At 73.8% G+C, this 17,443-nt stretch carries 20 protein-coding genes; 11 read left to right on the forward strand and 9 right to left on the reverse strand.

The window, feature by feature from the left end:
• Positions 1–9: 9 nt before the first annotated feature.
• Positions 10–639: a TetR/AcrR family transcriptional regulator gene (locus AC156L_RS00895; protein WP_484406512.1), complete on the forward strand. Its 630-nt coding sequence runs from the start codon at positions 10–12 to the stop codon at positions 637–639.
• Here AC156L_RS00895 and AC156L_RS00900 read toward each other — a convergent pair.
• The gene (locus AC156L_RS00900; RefSeq protein ID WP_330881356.1) at positions 636–1,499 is read right to left on the reverse strand and encodes an alpha/beta fold hydrolase; all 864 of its coding nucleotides are present in this window, start codon (positions 1,497–1,499) and stop codon (positions 636–638) included. The genes AC156L_RS00895 and AC156L_RS00900 overlap by 4 nt on opposite strands.
• Before the next feature lie 100 nt (positions 1,500–1,599).
• On the opposite strand from AC156L_RS00900, the gene AC156L_RS00905 reads away from it, so the two are divergent.
• Entirely contained in the window at positions 1,600–2,085 is a 486-nt protein-coding gene (locus tag AC156L_RS00905) for a CGNR zinc finger domain-containing protein (protein ID WP_484406511.1), read from the forward strand.
• 282 nt (positions 2,086–2,367) lie between these two features.
• Here AC156L_RS00905 and AC156L_RS00910 read toward each other — a convergent pair whose 3' ends face one another.
• Complete coding sequence (locus AC156L_RS00910) at positions 2,368–2,574, reverse strand: CsbD family protein (RefSeq protein ID WP_330881358.1); 207 nt, start codon at positions 2,572–2,574, stop codon at positions 2,368–2,370.
• A 219-nt stretch (positions 2,575–2,793) separates the two neighbouring features.
• Here AC156L_RS00910 and AC156L_RS00915 point away from each other — a divergent pair, with 219 nt between their 5' ends.
• The 7 genes from AC156L_RS00915 (at position 2,794) to AC156L_RS00945 (ending at position 5,689) form a co-directional block, all read left to right on the forward strand.
• Entirely contained in the window at positions 2,794–3,351 is a 558-nt protein-coding gene (locus AC156L_RS00915) for an RNA polymerase sigma factor (RefSeq protein ID WP_330881360.1), read from the forward strand.
• Positions 3,348–3,881 carry an Asp23/Gls24 family envelope stress response protein gene (locus tag AC156L_RS00920; RefSeq protein WP_414720103.1) on the forward strand — a complete coding sequence of 178 codons (534 nt, stop codon included), beginning with the start codon at positions 3,348–3,350 and terminating at the stop codon, positions 3,879–3,881. The genes AC156L_RS00915 and AC156L_RS00920 overlap by 4 nt, the downstream gene beginning before the upstream one ends.
• A gap of 12 nt (positions 3,882–3,893) precedes the next feature.
• A complete protein-coding gene (locus AC156L_RS00925; protein WP_330881364.1) occupies positions 3,894–4,247 on the forward strand; it encodes an Asp23/Gls24 family envelope stress response protein in 354 nt (117 codons plus the stop codon).
• The gene (locus AC156L_RS00930; protein ID WP_330881366.1) at positions 4,244–4,576 is read left to right on the forward strand and encodes a hypothetical protein; all 333 of its coding nucleotides are present in this window, start codon (positions 4,244–4,246) and stop codon (positions 4,574–4,576) included. Before AC156L_RS00925 ends, AC156L_RS00930 begins: the two co-directional genes overlap by 4 nt.
• A gap of 61 nt (positions 4,577–4,637) precedes the next feature.
• Positions 4,638–5,099 (forward strand): Asp23/Gls24 family envelope stress response protein, encoded by a 462-nt coding sequence (locus tag AC156L_RS00935; protein ID WP_330881368.1) that lies wholly within the window; start codon positions 4,638–4,640, stop codon positions 5,097–5,099.
• A 54-nt stretch (positions 5,100–5,153) separates the two neighbouring features.
• Entirely contained in the window at positions 5,154–5,330 is a 177-nt protein-coding gene (locus tag AC156L_RS00940) for a hypothetical protein (RefSeq protein ID WP_330881370.1), read from the forward strand.
• Positions 5,327–5,689, forward strand: coding sequence for an Asp23/Gls24 family envelope stress response protein (locus AC156L_RS00945; protein ID WP_330881372.1), 363 nt, complete (start codon positions 5,327–5,329; stop codon positions 5,687–5,689). Before AC156L_RS00940 ends, AC156L_RS00945 begins: the two co-directional genes overlap by 4 nt.
• A 28-nt stretch (positions 5,690–5,717) precedes the next feature.
• Here the strand turns inward: AC156L_RS00945 and AC156L_RS00950 are convergent, their stop codons facing one another.
• Positions 5,718–6,602 carry a nucleoside hydrolase gene (locus AC156L_RS00950; protein ID WP_330881374.1) on the reverse strand — a complete coding sequence of 295 codons (885 nt, stop codon included), beginning with the start codon at positions 6,600–6,602 and terminating at the stop codon, positions 5,718–5,720.
• Positions 6,603–6,794: 192 nt separating this feature from the next.
• On the opposite strand from AC156L_RS00950, the gene AC156L_RS00955 reads away from it, so the two are divergent.
• Positions 6,795–9,380, forward strand: a complete 2,586-nt coding sequence (locus AC156L_RS00955) for a glycoside hydrolase family 9 protein (RefSeq protein WP_330881376.1) — start codon at positions 6,795–6,797, stop codon at positions 9,378–9,380.
• Between the two features lie 57 nt (positions 9,381–9,437).
• On the opposite strand, the gene AC156L_RS00960 is transcribed toward AC156L_RS00955, so the two are convergent.
• The 3 genes from AC156L_RS00960 to AC156L_RS00970 are packed head-to-tail and all read right to left on the reverse strand — an operon-like array spanning position 9,438 to position 13,198.
• Positions 9,438–10,046: an acetoacetate decarboxylase family protein gene (locus tag AC156L_RS00960; RefSeq protein WP_330881379.1), complete on the reverse strand. Its 609-nt coding sequence runs from the start codon at positions 10,044–10,046 to the stop codon at positions 9,438–9,440.
• Positions 10,047–10,055: 9 nt separating this feature from the next.
• Positions 10,056–11,726 (reverse strand): GMC family oxidoreductase, encoded by a 1,671-nt coding sequence (locus tag AC156L_RS00965; RefSeq protein ID WP_330881381.1) that lies wholly within the window; start codon positions 11,724–11,726, stop codon positions 10,056–10,058.
• The gene (locus AC156L_RS00970) at positions 11,726–13,198 is read right to left on the reverse strand and encodes a flavin-containing monooxygenase (protein WP_330881383.1); all 1,473 of its coding nucleotides are present in this window, start codon (positions 13,196–13,198) and stop codon (positions 11,726–11,728) included. Before AC156L_RS00970 ends, AC156L_RS00965 begins: the two co-directional genes overlap by 1 nt.
• A 47-nt stretch (positions 13,199–13,245) precedes the next feature.
• On the opposite strand from AC156L_RS00970, the gene AC156L_RS00975 reads away from it, so the two are divergent.
• Complete coding sequence (locus AC156L_RS00975) at positions 13,246–14,265, forward strand: AraC family transcriptional regulator (RefSeq protein WP_330881385.1); 1,020 nt, start codon at positions 13,246–13,248, stop codon at positions 14,263–14,265.
• Between the two features lie 156 nt (positions 14,266–14,421).
• On the opposite strand, the gene AC156L_RS00980 is transcribed toward AC156L_RS00975, so the two are convergent.
• From AC156L_RS00980 to AC156L_RS00990, 3 genes are read right to left on the reverse strand one after another with little or no spacing between them, the layout of a single operon-like run.
• Positions 14,422–14,889: a MarR family winged helix-turn-helix transcriptional regulator gene (locus AC156L_RS00980; protein ID WP_330881387.1), complete on the reverse strand. Its 468-nt coding sequence runs from the start codon at positions 14,887–14,889 to the stop codon at positions 14,422–14,424.
• 34 nt (positions 14,890–14,923) lie between these two features.
• Positions 14,924–16,948, reverse strand: a complete 2,025-nt coding sequence (locus AC156L_RS00985; RefSeq protein ID WP_330881389.1) for a xanthine dehydrogenase family protein molybdopterin-binding subunit — start codon at positions 16,946–16,948, stop codon at positions 14,924–14,926.
• Complete coding sequence (locus AC156L_RS00990) at positions 16,948–17,418, reverse strand: (2Fe-2S)-binding protein (protein WP_330881391.1); 471 nt, start codon at positions 17,416–17,418, stop codon at positions 16,948–16,950. The genes AC156L_RS00985 and AC156L_RS00990 overlap by 1 nt, the downstream gene beginning before the upstream one ends.
• Between the last annotated feature and the right edge of the window lie 25 nt (positions 17,419–17,443).

Below are 17,443 nucleotides of genomic sequence, written 5' to 3' on the forward strand. Positions count from 1 at the left end.
TGCGCTGTGATTCCCACCGGAACGAGGGTCAGGGATGCCGCGATCGAGCTGTTCGCCGAACGCGGCTTCCACGGCACCGGCATCCGCGACCTGGCCGAACGCGCGGGCCTGTCCTCCGCGACGCTCTACCACTACATGGGCACCAAGGAGGACCTGCTCGTCTCGATCATGACCGAGAGCCTGGACCGCCTGTTCAGAGCAGGCGAGCGGCTCACCGGGGCCGACCCGTCGAGCCGGATCACCGGCCTGGTGGAGCTGCACGTCCTCACGCACGCGACGCACCGGCTGGAGACGCGGGTCGTCGACGACGAGATGCGTTCCCTGTCCCCCGACCGGCGGGCCGCCGTGGTCGCGCTGCGCGACCGCTACGAGGCGCGGTGGCAGGACGCCATCGACGCCGGGTGCGCGGACGGCTCGTTCCACGTCCGCGCACCGAGGGTCGCCAGGCTCGCGCTGCTGGAGATGTGCGGCGGCATCGCCCGCTGGTACGCTCCCGACGGGCCGATCCCCCTGGAGGACCTGGCCCTGCGCTACGCCGAGATGGCGCTCGGCGTGCTCGGCGCCGCGGGCCCGCCGCCGGTCTTCAAGGTCGACTCCGTCCGGCGGATCAGCGCCATCGTCGACGAGATCTGGCCCTAGAGCACGCGTCCGAGGAAGCCCCTGGTGTACCCGGCCACCGCGTCGAGGTGGCTCTCCAGCAGGAAGTGGCCGCCGTCGAGCAGGTGCACCTCGGCGTCCGGCAGGTCGCGCCGGAACGCCCGCGCGCCGTCCGGGCCGAAGATCTCGTCGTTGCCGCCCCACACGGCCAGCAGCGGCACCTGGCTCGCGCGGAAGTACTCGTGGAACCTCGGGTACAGGTCGACGTTCGTCCGGTAGTCCAGGAACAGCGCCATCTGGGCCTCGGCGTTGCCCGGCCGCGACACCAGCGCGTGGTCGTGCGCCCACGTGTCCGGGCTGACCAGGCTCACGTCCGGCACGCCGTGGGTGTACTGCCAGCGGATGGCCTCCAGGCTCAGGGCCGCGCGCACGGGCGCGGCGGTGTCCGGGTTCGGGTCCGCCCAGTACGCCTGGACCGGCGCCCAGAACTCCGGCACGAGGCCCTCGGTGTAGGCGTTGCCGTTCTGCGTGACGATCGCGGTGATCCGGTCCGGCCGCCGCACGGCGAGCCGCCAGCCCACGGGCGCGCCGTAGTCCTGCACGTAGATCGCGGTCCGCTCGACGCCGAGGTGGTCGAGCAGCCCCTCGGTGAGGTCGGCGAGCGCGTCGAACGCGTAGTCGAACTCGTCCGCCGACGGCGCGGCGGAGTGGCCGAAGCCGAGCAGGTCGGGCGCGATCACGCGGTAGCGGTCGGCGAGCAGCGGGATCAGGTGGCGGAACATGTGCGAACTGGTCGGGAAGCCGTGCAGCAGGACGATCGCGGGCGCGTCGACCGGGCCCGCCTCGCGGTAGAAGAGCGACCGGCCGTGCACGGTGGCGGTGCGGTGGTGGACCGAGGTCATGCCTAACCCCTTCACATGGTTTGTCTGGTTAGCCTGGCCGCCACATCGGAGCACGCCACGATCTAACCTGTCAAGCTAACCAGTGTGGTTAGATGTGGGGGTGGACGACGTGGACGCGCTGCTCGCGCTGCTCAACAGCACCCCGGTGGTCGACGGCGTCCCGACCGACGCGTGGGCCGACGACACCGCCGCCGAGGAGTGGGCCCGCGAGCACGGCGGAGGCGGCGCGCGGGCAGGCGACCTCCGCCGGATCCGCGACCGGCTCCAGGCCGTCGCACGCGGGGCCGCGGACCCGTCGGTGCTGGTGGACGCCCTCGACGGCGTGCACCAGGTCCCCCGGCTCGACCACGAGGGCGTGACGTGGGCGCTCGTCGGCGCGGACCTGCCCGCCCGGATGGTGCTCGCGTGGGCGGCCGTCCAGGAGGCGTTCCCCGGCAGGCTGCGCCCGTGCGGCAACGACGAGTGCCGCCTGTTCCTGCTCGACCGCAGCCGCGCCAACCGCGCCCGCTGGTGCTCCATGGCCACCTGCGGCAACCGCCTCAAGGCACGACGCCACCACCAGCGCGCTCAGGCGCGGGAGGCGTGACGGCGGCGGTCCCGACCCGGAGGACTGGAGCGTCCGGCCGCTCCGTCGCGAGGGGGTTCCACCGTGACACCGAAGGAGATCCTCGAACGGCACGTCCACGCGGGCCTGACCCGGAACGCCGAGGCGCAGGCCGCGCCCGACGGCGACCCGATGGCCCTCGTGCGGGTCTTCCGGCCGCGCGACGGCGAGAGCGCGCTGACGCGCGACCGCTTCTCCCCCGACACCGTCCGCCGAGGACGGATCCGGTCGGCGGGCCCCCGACAGGCCCGCCGACCGGGGGTCCTACTTGGAGAAGACGTTCTTGATCTTCTCGACGCCGTCGCCGACGGCGTCCTTCACGTCCTCCACGACGCCCTTCAGGCCCGCCGAGGCCTGGTCGGCCCGCCCCTCGGCCTTCAACTCCTCGTCGCCGGTCACGCCGCCCGCGGTCTCCTTGGCCTTGCCGCCGAGCTCCTCGGCCTTGTTGCTGATCTTGTCGCCCAACGACATCGCGTCTCTCCTCCGACCCTCGGCACCCGGCGGGTGACCGTCTCGCCACGAGGACACGGGACCCGGCGGGTTCGTCACGCCACGATCGGGTCTCCACCGGGTGACGGCGATCACCGTCACCGATCCTGGGTGGGGCCGTGACGTTTTCGCCCCGGCCGTGTCCTCACCAGAGCCGTGGGAAAGGAACTCGCCGATGCCGTGCGCAGTCGGAGGTCGTGGATGACGCACATCGAGGTCGTCAGCGCACCGCTGGACGACGCCACGCTCGTCACCCGTGCCAGGGATGGCGACGTGCGCGCCTACGAGGTGCTGGTGCTGCGCTACCAGGGCCGGATGTACCGGTTCGCGCAGCGGATGCTCGCGAGCCGGCCGGACGCCGAGGACGTGGTGCAGGAGGTGTTCCTGACCGCGTGGCGGAGGCTGGACCAGCTCCAGGACGGGGCGGCGTTCGTGTCGTGGCTCTACAAGGCCACCACGAACCGGTGCCTCAACGTGATCCGCGCCCGCAAGCCGCGGACGGAGGTGGAGCCCGATGAGCACGAGGCCCCTGGTCCGCTGCCGGAGCGGTCGGCCGAGGTCGGCGAGCAGATGGCCGCGCTCGGTCGGGCGCTGCTCCAGCTCACGGACGAGCAGCGCGCGTGCTGGCTGCTGCGCGAGGTCCACGGCCGGTCCTACGACGAGATCGCACAGCACATCGGCAGCGGCGTGACGGCGGTGCGCGGCCGGATCGCACGCGCACGGGTGCAACTCGCGGAGGTGATGGCGCCATGGCGATGAACGAGACCGATCAGGGCTACCTGCTGCCCTGCGGTCGTGACGTCGAGGCGGTGTGGGACCGGCTCGACGAGATCGACGCGCACGAACTGGAGTGCCCGCACTGCCTGGGCGCCCGCGAGAGCCTGCGGGCCCTGCGCGCCGCCACCGAGGAGATGGCGCTCGACACCGAGGAGCCGTCGCGCGCGCTGTTCGGCCGGATCATGTCCGCGGTCAGGGCCGAGGTCCGGCGGGGCGAGGTGCTGCCGGTGCCGAGCGACGACGCGGGTCCCATCCACGTGAGCGGGCGGGCCATCGCGGCCGTGCTGAGGTTCGCCGCCGACACCGTCCCGGGGGTCCGGGCGCGGCACTGCCACGTCGTCGCGCGGATCGACGTGATCGACGTGGCGCTGAAGCTGGCCGTCAGCCACGTGAACCTCACCGTCGATGTGGTGGACGTGGTGCGCGAAAGGGTGACAGCGGCGGCGTCCGCGCGCGTCGGCGTGCGGGTGAACCGCTTGGACATCACCGTCGAAGACCTGTACGACCTCTGAGGAACGAGTGACATGACTGCGGAGCACGTGATCGCCAAACCGGTGGTGGCCGCCGTCGCCGCGCACGCGGCGAGCGGCGTCGCCGGGGTGGTGCGGCTGGAACCGGGGGTCGCGGGCCTGGTCGGCTCGGTGGCGCGTACCGCGCGCCAGCGGTTCAAGGGCCTGGAACCGGTGCCGACCGAGGGTGTGCGGGTGCGGGTGGAGGGCCGGGTCTGGGTGGAGGTCGACGTCGTGACCTCGGCCGTGGACCAGGCGGTCGCGGTGGCGCGGGCCGTGCAGCGCGCGGTCGCGGCGGCCGTCACGGAGGCCACGGGCCTGCCCGTCGCGGCGGTGGCCGTGTTCGTCCTGGACATCGAGCTGTCGTGACGACCTCTCCGGAACCGGCCGAGAAGCTGCTCGCCGCGCTGCGCGGCGTCCGGGGTCTGCGCCCGGCGACGCCCGCGGTGAAGCCCTCCACGTCGTGGGTGCCGTGGGACTGGGACACGCTCGCCGTCGACCTCCGCCCCGACGTGGTCGAGGTGCGCGTGGTCGCGACCTCCCTGCCGCTGCCGCCGCTGCTGGCCGAGGCCACCGCCGTGCTGACCGAGGTGCTGCGGCACGGCCCGTTCGCCGGGGCCGCGCTGCGGATCGTGGTGACCGACCTGGACGCGTCGGCACTGCGGAGTGAGACCCGCGCCACTCGATCGGGGCCGTGACGTTCCCGTCCGAGCCGGTGTCCTAGCAGGAGAAGCCATCCACGACCCGAGGAGCGCGACGATGAGCAAACCGACCGCCACCACCAGTCCGACGGCCGCCGTCGTCCCGGCGAGCGGCACGCTGGTGACGGAGCACGGCACGACCACCGTCGCCGACACCGTGGTGCAGAAGATCGCGGGCCTGGCGGCGCGCGAGGTCAGCGGCGTGCACGCCCTGGGCAGCGGCACGTCCCGCGCGTTCGGCGCCATCCGCGAACGCATCCCCGGCGCGTCGGCCAGCGCGGGCCAGGGAGTGTCCGTCGAGGTCGGCGAGAAGCAGGCGGCCGTCGACCTCCAGCTGCTCGTCGAGTACGGCGTCCCGATCGCCGACCTGGCGCGGTCGGTGCGCCGCAACGTGATCACCTCGATCGAGCGGATGACCGGGCTGGAGGTCGTCGAGGTCAACATCGCCGTCGTGGACGTGCACATCCCCGGCGACGACGACTCCCCCACCTCCGAGCCCACCACCTCCCGCGTCCAGTAGCCGCACCGTCCGGCAGGGCCCGACGCACCGCCGATCCCAGGAGGACACGGTCAGATGACCGCCACCGCACTCGGACTGCTGTTCGGCCTCGCACTCGGCTTCGCCGCCGCGTTCGGCGGCTTCAGCGCCTTCCTCATCGTGCTCGCCTTCGGCGCGCTGGGCCTGGTCGCGGGCCTCGTGGCGGACGGCAAGCTCGACCTGTCCCAGCTGACCACGAGGGACAGGGGATGACCCTCGCCCTGGAGCGGGGCACGACCACCGTCTCACCGCGGGCGGTCGAGAGGCTCGCCGCGCGAGCGGTGTCGGAGGTCGACGGCGTCAGCGGTGGCGGTGCGACCCACCGCGTACTGGGGGTCGCCGTCGGCTCCGACGAACCGGTCCGGGTCACCGCACGCGTCACCGGGTCCCGCGCCGTGCTGACCGTGCGCCTGTCGGTCGACTACCCGCGCTCGGTGGCGGCGACCACCAGCCACGTCCGCGCCCACCTGATGACGCGGGTGGAGGAGCTGACCGGCCTCACCGTGTCCGGAGTGGACATCACCGTCACCTCGCTGCCCACCACGACCGCACCGGGTCCCGGGGTCCGGTAGCACCGGGCGCCACCGTCCACTCCGGACGCTACACCGACAGGCGGTCGCGCAGGAACGCGCGCAGCGCCTCGACGTCGGTGTCCTCCGCGACGTCGACCGGGTAGGCGCCCGGCACGAGCGACCCGCGTCCGTCGCCGTCCGACGTGTCCACGTCGAGCAGGTGCTCCCGCGTGGTCAGGATGCCCGGCTTGATCGCCTCCGCCACGGCGACGGCGTCGTGCACCAGGATGCCGTCGATGCCGTTCGCCTCCAGGTAGAACTCGCGGTACCGCGTGGTGAGGCCTTCCAGGGTGGTGCCCACCTCACCCGTCAGCGACTCCAGCCACGCGCCGTCCACGGCGCACCTGCGCGTCAGGTCGATCGGGACCAGCACGGGGCGTTCGGCGAGCACCCGCCGCGCGGCGTCCGCGTCGCTCCAGATGTTGAACTCCGCGGTGGGCGTGACGTTCCCGCCCGCGATGCCGCCGCCCATGACGACCAGCCTGCCGATCCGGCCCGCGTGCGTGTCGAGGAGGCGGGCGATGTTCGTGAGCGGGCCGATCGCCGCGACGGTGACGGGCTCGGCGCTGGCGTCGATCGTGTCGCGGAGGAACTCCACGGCGTCGCGGGCGTCGATCCGGTCGTTCACGGGCAGCGTGAGCGCCTTGCCCGAGAGGCCGTCGTCGCCGTGCACGAGCCGCGCGTCGGGCCTGCTGATCTCGCCCATCGCCCGGTCGGCTCCCCTGGCCACCGGGGCGGTGCTCCCCAGGAGCGCGAGCAGTCGCTGGGCGTTGCGGGTGGTGTGGTCGATCGACACGTTGCCGAAGACGGTCGTGACCCCGAGCAGGTCCACCTCGGGGCTGCGCACCGCGAGCGCCAGCGCGAACGCGTCGTCCACGCCGGGATCGGTGTCGATGATCAACGGGATCGTCATGCCCCCAGTCTGCTGCACCCGGCGTCGGGCCGGTGGTCCCGCCGTTCGAGTCGACTCCACCCACTGGGCCCTGTACAGACCCGGCACCTGGCCCTATGTTTCTGGGAGCGCTCCCAGAAACGGGGCGCTCGCCGTCAGAGCGGACGGCACGGCACCCCTGCACGACGTGCCGCGGTTCGAGGAGATCACTACATGGCACCCCACTCGCCACGGCGATGGCGCCGTGCGGCCAAGGCGGTCACCATCGCGTTAGCGCTGGTCGTCAGCGGCAGCACCGGCTACGCGGCCCACGCGGCCGACTACGAGCGGTTGGTCAACGGCACCTTCTCCGGCGGCTCAGCCGACCCCTGGTGGAACGGCGCGGGCACGTCCGGTCGCGTCACCGACGGGGAGTTCTGCACCGCCGTCACGGGCGGCACGACGAACCCCTGGGACGCCCTGATCGGCCAGAACGGCGTGCCGTTCGAGGCGGGTCAGTCCTACACGTTCGCGTTCGACGCGCGCGCGACGACACCGCAGCGGGTCTCGGCGGTGGCGGGCGAGGGCGTGGCCCCGTACCGGCAGATCGCGAAGCAGGACTTCGACGTCACCGCGGCCTCGCAGCGGTTCACCTACACGTTCACCTCGACGCTGGACTTCCCCGACGCGGGCAGCGGGCAGGTCACCTTCCACCTCGGCGGCCAGTCGTTCGACAACACGGTCTGCGTCGACAACGTCTCCCTGATCGGCGGCGTGGTCCCGCCCGGCGGCGCTCCCGGAACGCCGACGAAGAAGATCCAGGTCAACCAGGTCGGCTACCTGCCCGACCTGCCCAAGCACGCGACGCTGGTCAGCGACTCGACCACGCCGGTGGCCTGGACCCTGCGCGACTCCTCCGGCGCCACCGCCGCCACCGGCCAGAGCAGGCCGCAGGGCGCCGACGCCGCGTCGGGCGACAGCACGCACGTGATCGACTTCTCGTCGTTCACGACCGCGGGCACGGGCTACACGCTGGCGGTCGGCGACGAGGAGAGCTTCCCGTTCGACATCACCGCCGACCCGTACGCGAAGCTCCGCCGCGACTCGCTGGCGTTCTACTACCACCAGCGCAGCGGCACCCCGATCGAGGCGCGGTACGTCGGCGACACCTACGCCAGGCCCGCGGGCCACGTGAACGTCGCCCCCAACCAGGGTGACGACGCCGTGCCGTGCCGCGCGGACCTGAACTGCGGCTACACGCTGGACGTGCGCGGCGGCTGGTACGACGCGGGCGACCACGGCAAGTACGTCGTGAACGGCGGCATCTCCGCGTGGCAGGTGCTCGACACCTACGAGCGCGCGGTCGCGTTCGGCGACGCGGACGCGCTGGGCGACGGGACGCTGGCGATCCCCGAGCGGGCCAACGGCGTGCCGGACGTCCTGGACGAGGCGCGCTGGGAGGTCGAGTTCCTGCTGAAGATGCAGGCGCCGAGCGGACTGGTGCACCACAAGATCCACGACGCGAACTGGACCGGTCTGCCCACGCTGCCCGACCAGGACCCGCAACCGCGCAGGCTGTCCGCCGTGAGCACGGCGGCGACGCTGAACATGGCCGCGGTGGCCGCCCAGTCGGCCCGGATCTGGAAGACGATCGACCCGGCGTTCGCCGCGAAGAACCTGGCCGCGGCCAAGAAGGCCTACGCGGCGGCGAAGGCGAACCCGAACCTGATCGCCGATCCCAACGACGGCACGGGCGGCGGCAGCTACTCCGACGCCACGGTGTCCGACGAGTTCTACTGGGCCGCGGCCGAGCTGTTCACGACGACCGGCGCCGACGCCTACCGCGCCGACGTCACGGGCTCCCCGCACTTCAGGGGCGCGAGCCTCAACACGCGGGGCTTCGACTGGGGTTCGACCGGCCCGCTCGGCGACATCACGCTCGCGGTGGTGCCGAACGGCCTGCCGCGCGCGGACGTCGCGGCGATCCGGTCGGCGTTCACCACGACGGCGGACGCGCACCTGGCCCAGATCGCGACGCAGGGCTACCCCGCGCCGTACCGGACCACCGACGGCTCCTACGACTGGGGCTCGAACGGCCTGGTGGCGAACAACGCGGTGGTCCTGGCGCTGGCCAACGACTTCACCGGTGACGCGAAGTACCGGGAGGGCGTCTACGAGACCATGGGCTACCTGCTGGGCCGCAACCCGACGGGCTACTCCTACGTCACGGGCTACGGCGACCAGCCGGTGCGCAACGTGCACCACCGGCACTGGGCCAACCAGCTCGAACCGTCGCTGCCGACGGCGCCGCCCGGCGTGCTGTCCGGCGGTCCGAACAGCGCCCTCCAGGACCCGATCGCGGCCCGGCTGCTCCAGGGCTGCAAGCCGCAGAAGTGCTTCGTGGACCACATCGAGGCGTACTCGCTCAACGAGGTGACGGTCAACTGGAACTCCGCGCTCGCGTGGGTCGCCAACTGGGCCGCGGAGAAGTCCGGGGGAGGGTCCGGCTGCGAGGTCTCCTACCGGTCGACGAAGTGGGCGTCCGGCCAGACGGCGAGCATCGAGGTGAGGAACTCCGGCGACGAGGCGTGGGACGGCTGGACGCTGGGCTTCGGCTTCCCCGGCGGCCAGAAGATCACCAACGGCTGGTCGGCGACCTGGCGGCAGGAGGGTGCGGAGGTCACCGGCACCAGCCTGTCGTGGAACGGGAAGCTGGCTCCGGGCGCCTCGACCCACCTGGGCTTCGTCGCCTCGGCGGGTGCGGGCGACGCTGATCCGGCGACGTTCCGGATCAACGGGAAGGTGTGCTCGACGGGCTGACCGACCGGCTTCCGGCGGAGACCACCGGGTCTCCGCCGGACGCCGCGGGCGCCGGGGCTACCGGGCCCGCGGCCCGAAGCGCAGCCGGAACGAGACGACCGACAGCCCCAGGAACGGTTCGCGGCCGTGCAGCCAGCCCAGGGGCCCGTCGGGGGCGATCCTCCAGCGCACACCGGCGAACCGCCCCCGGCCCCTCGCCCGCACCGGGGTGCGGGCGAGCGCGCCGTCCAGCGCCTGGAAGACCGGCCCCGAGACGAGCACCGGCACACCACGACCGCCCGAGGTGTGCCGCGCTTCGCCGATGCCGGTCGCGGCGGCGCTGAACGCGGGTGCGGGGACGATCGTGAGGTCGGCCAACTCCTTGGGGATGCCCCACAGCCGCCGACCGCCCGCCCTCGACTCCGGGCTGTCGACCCAGATGTGCGTGATCGACAGCCCCGGCCGGGCGCCGCGCCGGACGAGGACGCCCGCGAGCAGCTCGTGGTAGGGCAGCAGGCTCCCCGGCAGGTAGTCCACGAACGCCGTCGTCACGAGCGCGCGGCCGAACGCCGTGACCGGTCGGACCCCGTCGGGCAGCGCGGGCAGGTCGCGCACGCGCACGGTCCACAGCGACACGCAGCCGTGCCCGTGCAGGTCCCACGGCTCGGGCGGGTAGTCGACGTCCACGGAGGGTCCTCACTTCGGGGTCAGGGGAAGGCGCAGCGCGCCGGGAGCGGTGCGCGGCACGACCGGGTGCCGGGGCGCGACCGGCGCGACCCGGACGTACGGCGAACCGGGTGCCGGACGCGGGTCGGGCTCGCCCAGGTTGGGCCACAGCGACGCCGCGCGCTCGGCGAGCGCGGTGATCGTCAGCGACGGGTTCACGCCGGGGTTGGCGGGAATGGTCGACCCGTCGACCACGTGCAGGCCGTCGTACCCGTGCACCCGGTGGTAGGGGTCGACCACGCCGGTCGACGCGGTGGCGCCGATGACGCAGCCGCCGATGAAGTGGCCGGTCATCGGGATGTCGGCCAGGTCGGTCCACGCGCCGCCGGGCACGCCGTCGATCTTCGCCCCGACGCGGCGGGCCACGTCGTGCCCGGCCGGGATCCACGTCGGGATGGGGTCGCCCTCGCCGGGTGAGCTGGTCAGCCGCCTGCCGAACACCCCTCGGCGGGTGCGGGTGGTCAGCGAGTTGTCCAGGTCCTGCATCACCAGCAGCGCCACCGTCTGCTCGGACCAGCGCTTCGGCCCGAGGAGCCTGCGCAGGTCGTGCCGCCGCCGCAGGAGTTCCCGCGCGCCGAGCCGCCAGCGGGGCGTGCCGGGTTCGGCGTCCACGAGGACCGTCATCAGCAGGCCCATGAGGTTGCTGCCCCGCCCGTAGCGGACGGGTTCGACGTGGGTGTGCTCGTCCGGGTGCATCGAGGACGTGACCGCGACGCCGCGCGAGTAGTCGACGCCGTCGGTGCGGGCCCGCACGCCCAGCACGGCCTCGGAGTTGGTGCGCGCCAGCACGCCCAGCCGGGTCGACAGCCCCGGCAGGCTGCCCCGGTCGCGCAGGTCGTGCAGCAGCCGCTGCGTGCCGAGGGACGCCGCGGCGAACACCACCTGCCGCGCGGTGAACGCCTTCCGCCCGCCGGGCAGGACGCCGGTGGCGCGCGTGTCGACGCGGTAGCCGCCGCGGACCGGCCGGACGTCCACCACCGTCGTCAGCGGGTGGACGACCGCGCCCGCCCGTTCGGCGAGGTGCAGGTAGTTCTTCACCAGCGTGTTCTTCGCGCCGCGGCGGCAGCCGGTCATGCACTCGCCGCAGTGCGTGCAGCCGGTGCGCTCCGGTCCGACACCGCCGAAGTACGGGTCGGGCACCCGCCTCCCCGGCTCACCGAGGAACACGCCCACGCGCGCCGGGTGGCTGCGGACGCCGAGGTCGTCGGCGACGGCGCGCAGCACGTCGTCGGCCGGGGTGGCGCGCGGGTACTCGGCGACGCCCAGCATCCGGCTCGCCTGGTCGTACCAGGGCGCGAGTTCGGCCCGCCAGTCGGTGATCCCGCTCCACCTCGGGTCGCGGTAGAAGGGCTCCGGCGGCTCGTAGAGGGTGTTGGCGTAGACCAGCGAACCGCCGCCGACCCCCGCTCCGCTGAGCACCAGCACGTCGCGCAGCAGGTCGATCCGCTGGATGCCGAGGCACCCGAGCCGGGGCGCGAACAGGTAGTCGCGCAGCCGCCACGAGCTGGTGGCGAACTCGTCGTCGGCGAACCGCCGCCCGGCCTCCAGCACGCCGACCCGGTAGCCCTTCTCGGTCAGCCGCAACGCCGTGACGCTGCCGCCGAACCCGGAGCCGATCACCAGCACGTCGTAGTCGCTCATCACGCGCCCCCGTGGTGGAAGTCCCGGTGGTCGACCCGCGAGGTGCGGCGGCGGTACTCCCACACCGAGCCGGGCCAGTTCGTGACGACGCGCCCGGTGGCGTCGCGGTACCAGTTCGCGCACCTCGTCCACACCGTGCGCGCCAGGCGGTCCTGCGTCTCGGCGTCGAACCGCTCCGCGACCTCCCGGCGCACCTCCACGGTGGGCACCGACGCCAGGTGCCGCACCGCCTGCCGGACGTACTCGCACTGCGACTCGATCATGTACACGATCGAGTTGCCGCCCAGGTTCGTGTTGGGCCCGTACAGGACGAAGAAGTTCGGGAAACCCGGCACGGTCATGCCCAGGTGGGCCCGTGCGCCGCCCGCCCACTCGTCGGCCAGCTCCCGGCCGCCGCGACCGCGGATCCGCATCGGGGCGAGGAAGTCGGTCGCCGCGAACCCCGTGCCGTACACGACCACGTCCACCTCGTGGTCGACGCCGTCGGCCGTGCGCACGCCGGTCGGGGTCAGCTCGGTGATCTTCTCGGTGACCAGGTCGACGTTGGGCTCGGCCAGCGCGGGGTACCAGTCGTTGGAGAACAGCAGCCGCTGGCAGCCGACCCGGTGGGCGGGCACGAGCCGCGCCCGCAGCACGGGGTCGGGCACCTGGCGGCGCAGGTGCAGCCGGGACAGGCCCGCGACCAGCACACCGAGCGGCTGGACCGAGGTGAGGGCCGCCGTGAGGAGTTCGCCGACGAGCCAGGTGCCCAGCCGTCCCGCGCGCTGGGCGGGCGGCGCGGTGCGGAACAGCCGGTGGTGCCACGGCCGGTACAGCCGGTCGGGTTTCGGCACGACGTGCGGCGCCGTCCGCTGGAACACCGTGAGCCTGCCCGCGAGGGGTTGCAGGCGCGGGACGAACTGGACGGCGCTGGCGCCGGTGCCGATGACCGCGATCCGCTTGCCCCGCAGGTCGTGCCGGTGCTCCCAGCGGGCGCTGTGGAACGCCGGGCCGCGGAACGAGGCCGCGCCGGGCAGGTCGGGGACGACCGGCCGGGAGAGCTGGCCCACGGCCGAGACCAGCACGTCGGCCTCCACGACCTCGCCGCCCGCCAGCTCGACCCGCCACACCGTCGCGGCCTCGTCGAACACCGCGGCCACGACGTCGGCGCCGAACCGGATCCGGTCGAGCACCTCGGCCCCGACCCGCTTCAGGTAGGCGTGGATGTCGGGTCCCTCGGCGTACCGGCGCGGCCAGGCCGGGTTGGGGGCGAACGAGTAGGAGTACAGCGACGACGGCACGTCGCAGGCCGCACCGGGGTAGGTGTTGTCCCGCCACACGCCGCCCAGGTCGTCGGCGCGTTCCAGCACGGTCACGTCCACGCCGTCGCGCCGCAGGGCCAGCGCCACGCCGATGCCGGAGAAGCCCGCTCCGATGACGACGACACGGGGACGTGACGAGTGGTTCACCCGATCGACGCTAGGGAGCTCCACCCGGCCGGCTCAAGACAGGAGCGGACGCGGAATCGACAATGGCGGCCATGACGTCTCTCGCGGAACCGGTGATCGGGCACTGGGACTTCCGGCGCAGCGTGGCCGGTGTGGCCCTCGTGGTGCGGTTCGGCGCGGAGCACGGCATCGACGCGGGCACGCTGCTCGCGGACAGCGGCATCTCCCCCGCCGACCTCACCGACCCGGTCGGGGAGGTCGCCGCGGCGCAGGAGCTGCGGGTGGTCCGCACGCTGGCCGAGCTGATGCCGGACGCGGGCCCCGCGCTCGGCGGCCGGTACCACGTGACGACGTTCGGCATCCTGGGCTACGCGTTCATCAGCAGCCCGACGGTGCTGGACGCGGTGAACGTGGCGCTGCGCTACCTGGACCTGAGCTTCACGTTCAGCATCCCGCGCGCGTCGCTGGTCGACGGCCGGGTGCGGATCGAGCTGGACGACTCGGCCCTGCCCGCGCCCGTGGCCCGGTTCCTGGTGGAACGCGACCTCGCGGCCATCCACACGGTCATCGGCGAGCTGCTGCCCGGCGGCGTGCCGCTGCTGGCCGTCGACTTCCGCTTCCCCGAGCCGTCCGACGTGACGGGGCACGAGCGCGTGTTCGGTCTGCTGCCCCGGTTCGGGCGGCGCGCGACGGTGGCGAGCTTCGACTCGGCGTTCCTGCACCGGCCGCTGCCGCAGGCCGACCCGCACACCGTGGCGGCGTGCGAGGCGCAGTGCCGCGAGCTGGTGGCCCGCCGCCGGGCGCGGGTCGGGATCGCCCACGAGGTGCGCGAGCTGCTCAGCCGCCCCGGCTCGATCGCGGTCGGGATGGACCACGTTGCCCGCGAGCTGACGATCAGCACGCGGACGCTGCGGCGCAGGCTCGCGGAGTCCGGCACCAGCTACCAGGAGCTGCTGGACGAGGTGCGCGAGGTGCTGGCGCAGGAGCTGCTGGCCACGCTGGCCGTCGAGGACGTGGCGCTGCGCCTGGGCTACGCGGAGGCGTCGAGCTTCATCCACGCGTTCAAGCGGTGGAAGGGGGTCACGCCCGCCGCGTACGCGCGACGGGCGTGACGACCGAACACCGCGTTCTCCTGGCAGGGCGGAGGTCTCGGTCCGGGCTCCACAGTGGAGCCACCTCCGGGCTGGGCAGGAGCACGGACACCGCACAGGACGCCGGCGGCCGGAGAACGGACCATCGCGGCCGCGGAAACCTCCGCACGGCAACGATCACCCGGCGGAACCGCTCTTGTCGGTCACGACGGCGATGAGCGCGATCAACTGCTCGCGGAAGCGGTCGTAGTCGTCGACGGCGCCGAGCAGCACCTCGGACTCGCGCTCCTCGCGCCGGGCGGCCTTGAGCACCCTGCGCCCGGCGGGGGTGATCGCGACGAGGGTGCGCCTGCGGTCGCGCTCGTCGGAGTAGCGCCGGATGAACCCCGAGCGCTCCAGGCGTTCGGTGGTGCGGCTCATGGTCTGGTCGGTCACCCGGCACAGCACGGCCAACTCGCGCTGCGCCAGCGGCGCCTCCACCACGTGGTGCAGGATGATCATGCCCGCGTGGGTCAGGTCGAGGCCCGCGAGCACGGTGTCGAACCGGCCCTCCAGCATCCGCGCGGCGACCGACAGCAGCCGCCCCGTCGGCCAGGAGTGCACGTCGGAGCGCATGTCGCGCACCTGCTCGTCCGGCTCGGCCATCGGGTCATCTTCGCAGACGAGCCGGACGAGGCCGTCAGCCGACGTCGGTGTTCACCGGCATCCCGGTCACCGGCCGCCCGGTGGCGACGGCGACGGCGCTCGCGATGGCCGCGGCGGCGGGCGGGTAGGCCAGCTCCCCCAGCCCGCCGATCGGCGCGTCGGACGGCACCAGCACCACGTCGACCTCCGGTGCCCGGTCGATCCTGGCCCACGCGTAGTCCCGGAAGGACGATTGGACGACCCGCCCCTCCCGCACGGTGATCCGCGCGCCGAGCACGGTCGACACGGCGTCCACCACGCAGCCCTCGACCTGCGCCCGCACACCCGACGGGTGCAGCGCCGCGCCGACGTCGACCGCGGCCGTCACCCGGCGGACGCGCGGCACGCCGTCCTCCAGCTCCACGACCGCGACCACCGCGATGGCCGACCCGTAGTCCAGGTGGCACGCGACCCCTCGGGCCCGGTGCCGCGACGCGCTCCAGCGGGCGCGGTTCGCCGCGACGTCCAGCACCCGGCGCAGCCGCGAGTCGGCGGGCAGCAGGCGCCTGCGCAGCGCGACCTGGTCCCAGCCGCCGCGGTCGCCGATCGCGCTGAGGAAGCACTCCTCGGCGTAGCCGAACTGGCCCGCGTAGACCGCCCGCCAGAACGCCGTGCGCAGCGGGGCGGGGGTGAGTCCCACGACGACCGCGCCCGGCACGGTGTACGGGAAGTGGTCGCCGCTGCCCTTGACCACGGCGGGGTTGGCGAACGGCGGCGAGGTCGTCAGCGGCCACGTCGACACGGCGTGCGACCGCCACGTCGGCAGCCCCTCGGCGTCGACCACCGCGCTCAGCCGGTGCACGGACATCGGCCGGTAGGAGTCGTGCCGGGTGTCGTCGTCGCGGGTCCACAGCACCTTGACCGGCTTGCCGACGGCCCGCGAGCAGGCGACGGCCTCCAGGACGAAGTCCGACTCGACCCGCCTGCCGAACGCGCCGCCCGCGAGCGTCGGCTCCACCCGCACGAGCGCCGGGTCGAGGCCCAGGGTCTGCGCCAGCCTGGTCCGCAGCCCGCCGGGGTCCTGCGTGGGCACCCACAGCGACACGCCGTCCGCGCGCACGTCGGCGGTGGCGTTCATGGGTTCCATCGGCGCGTGGGCCAGCAGCGGCAGCCGGTACTCGGCTCGCAGCGCCACCGGTCCCGGCGCGGGTTCGGTCGCGGGCAGCGCGCCCGCCAGGTCCTCCAGCCACTCCCGGCTGTCGGCGGTCGGCGTGCCGCCGGTCCACGTGACGGCCAGCGCCTCCCGTCCGCGCAGCGCGGCGGGCGCCGATCCGGCGACGACCGCGATCCCGCCGTCGACCCGGACCACGTCGACCACCCCGGCCACCGCGCGGGCCGCCGCGTCGTCGACCACGTCGGGCACCGCGCCGATCCACGGCGGGCGCGCCACCACGGCGGTCAGCAGGCCGGGCCGGACGACGTCGATGCCGTACCGGGCCTTGCCGGTGACGATGTCGTGGGCGTCGATCCGCCCGGCTCCCCGGCCGAGCACCTTCCACTCCCGCCGCGGCACGAGGGTCACCGGCACGGTCGCCGGGTCGAGCGCCGCGGCGTCGGCCACCAGCGCCGCGTACGGCAGCCTCCGGCGCCGCGGGTGCTCGACGAACCCGTCGCGCGCCCGGCAGCTCTCGACCGGCACGCCCCACCTGGCCGCGGCGGCGGCCACGAGCAGGCACCGCGCGGTCGCCGCGGCCCGGCGCAGCGGCTCGGTCATCAGCCGCAGCGAGGAGGAGTTCGCCACGACCTGGGACCCGTAGCGGGCCGTGTCGCCGAGCGCCTGCTCGACGTGCACGGCGTCCAGGTCGACGGCCAGTTCCTCGGCCACCAGCATCGCGACGACGGTCCGCACGCCCTGGCCGGTGTCCGGGCGCGGTGCGGTGGCGGTGATCCGCCCGTCCGCGTCCAGCCGCACGAAGACGGTGGGGACCAGGCCCGCGGCGTCGGCGAGCGCGGGCACCGGCAGCGCCACGACCAGCGCGCCGAGCCCGGCGGCGGTGAGGAAGGAGCGTCGGTCGAGCATCAGCGTCCACCCCTCGCGAGCTGGGCCGCGCGCTTCACGGCGACGCGGATGCGGGCGTAGGTCCCGCACCGGCACACGTTGTCCCGCAGCGCCTCGTCGATGTCCGCGTCGCTCGGGTCGGGGTGCTCGGCCAGCAGCGCGACCGTCGTCATGATCTGGCCGGGCTGGCAGTAGCCGCACTGGGCCACGTCCTGCTCCACCCAGGCCCGCTGGACGGGGTGGTCGCCCCGGCGTGACAGGCCCTCGATGGTCGTGATGTCCCCGCCCGCGGCGTCCGCGACGCTCGTCGTGCACGGCCGGAACGCCGATCCGTCCACAATGGACGTGCACGCCCCGCAGGCGCCGACCCCGCACCCGTACTTCGGACCGGTCAGCCCCAGGTCCTCGCGCAGCGCCCACAGCAGCGGGGTGTCGTCGGGCAGATCGACCTCGTGCCAGGAACCGTTGACCCGCAACCGGTGTGTACCCACCGCGTGCTCCCGTTCGTCGTCGGAC

Source organism: Umezawaea sp., assembly GCF_057122925.1.

Bases quoted from the DNA above. Each gene is read 5' to 3' on its own strand.
- AC156L_RS00900 (WP_330881356.1), bottom strand. From the start codon at position 1,499: ATGACCTCGGTCCACCACCGCACCGCCACCGTGCACGGCCGGTCGCTC.
- AC156L_RS00910 (WP_330881358.1), bottom strand. From the start codon at position 2,574: ATGTCGTTGGGCGACAAGATCAGCAACAAGGCCGAGGAGCTCGGCGGC.
- AC156L_RS00915 (WP_330881360.1), top strand. From the start codon at position 2,794: ATGACGCACATCGAGGTCGTCAGCGCACCGCTGGACGACGCCACGCTC.
- AC156L_RS00920 (WP_414720103.1), top strand. From the start codon at position 3,348: ATGAACGAGACCGATCAGGGCTACCTGCTGCCCTGCGGTCGTGACGTC.
- AC156L_RS00925 (WP_330881364.1), top strand. From the start codon at position 3,894: ATGACTGCGGAGCACGTGATCGCCAAACCGGTGGTGGCCGCCGTCGCC.
- AC156L_RS00935 (WP_330881368.1), top strand. From the start codon at position 4,638: ATGAGCAAACCGACCGCCACCACCAGTCCGACGGCCGCCGTCGTCCCG.
- AC156L_RS00940 (WP_330881370.1), top strand. From the start codon at position 5,154: ATGACCGCCACCGCACTCGGACTGCTGTTCGGCCTCGCACTCGGCTTC.
- AC156L_RS00945 (WP_330881372.1), top strand. From the start codon at position 5,327: ATGACCCTCGCCCTGGAGCGGGGCACGACCACCGTCTCACCGCGGGCG.
- AC156L_RS00950 (WP_330881374.1), bottom strand. From the start codon at position 6,602: ATGACGATCCCGTTGATCATCGACACCGATCCCGGCGTGGACGACGCG.
- AC156L_RS00955 (WP_330881376.1), top strand. From the start codon at position 6,795: ATGGCACCCCACTCGCCACGGCGATGGCGCCGTGCGGCCAAGGCGGTC.
- AC156L_RS00965 (WP_330881381.1), bottom strand. From the start codon at position 11,726: ATGAGCGACTACGACGTGCTGGTGATCGGCTCCGGGTTCGGCGGCAGC.
- AC156L_RS00975 (WP_330881385.1), top strand. From the start codon at position 13,246: ATGACGTCTCTCGCGGAACCGGTGATCGGGCACTGGGACTTCCGGCGC.
- AC156L_RS00980 (WP_330881387.1), bottom strand. From the start codon at position 14,889: ATGGCCGAGCCGGACGAGCAGGTGCGCGACATGCGCTCCGACGTGCAC.
- AC156L_RS00985 (WP_330881389.1), bottom strand. From the start codon at position 16,948: ATGCTCGACCGACGCTCCTTCCTCACCGCCGCCGGGCTCGGCGCGCTG.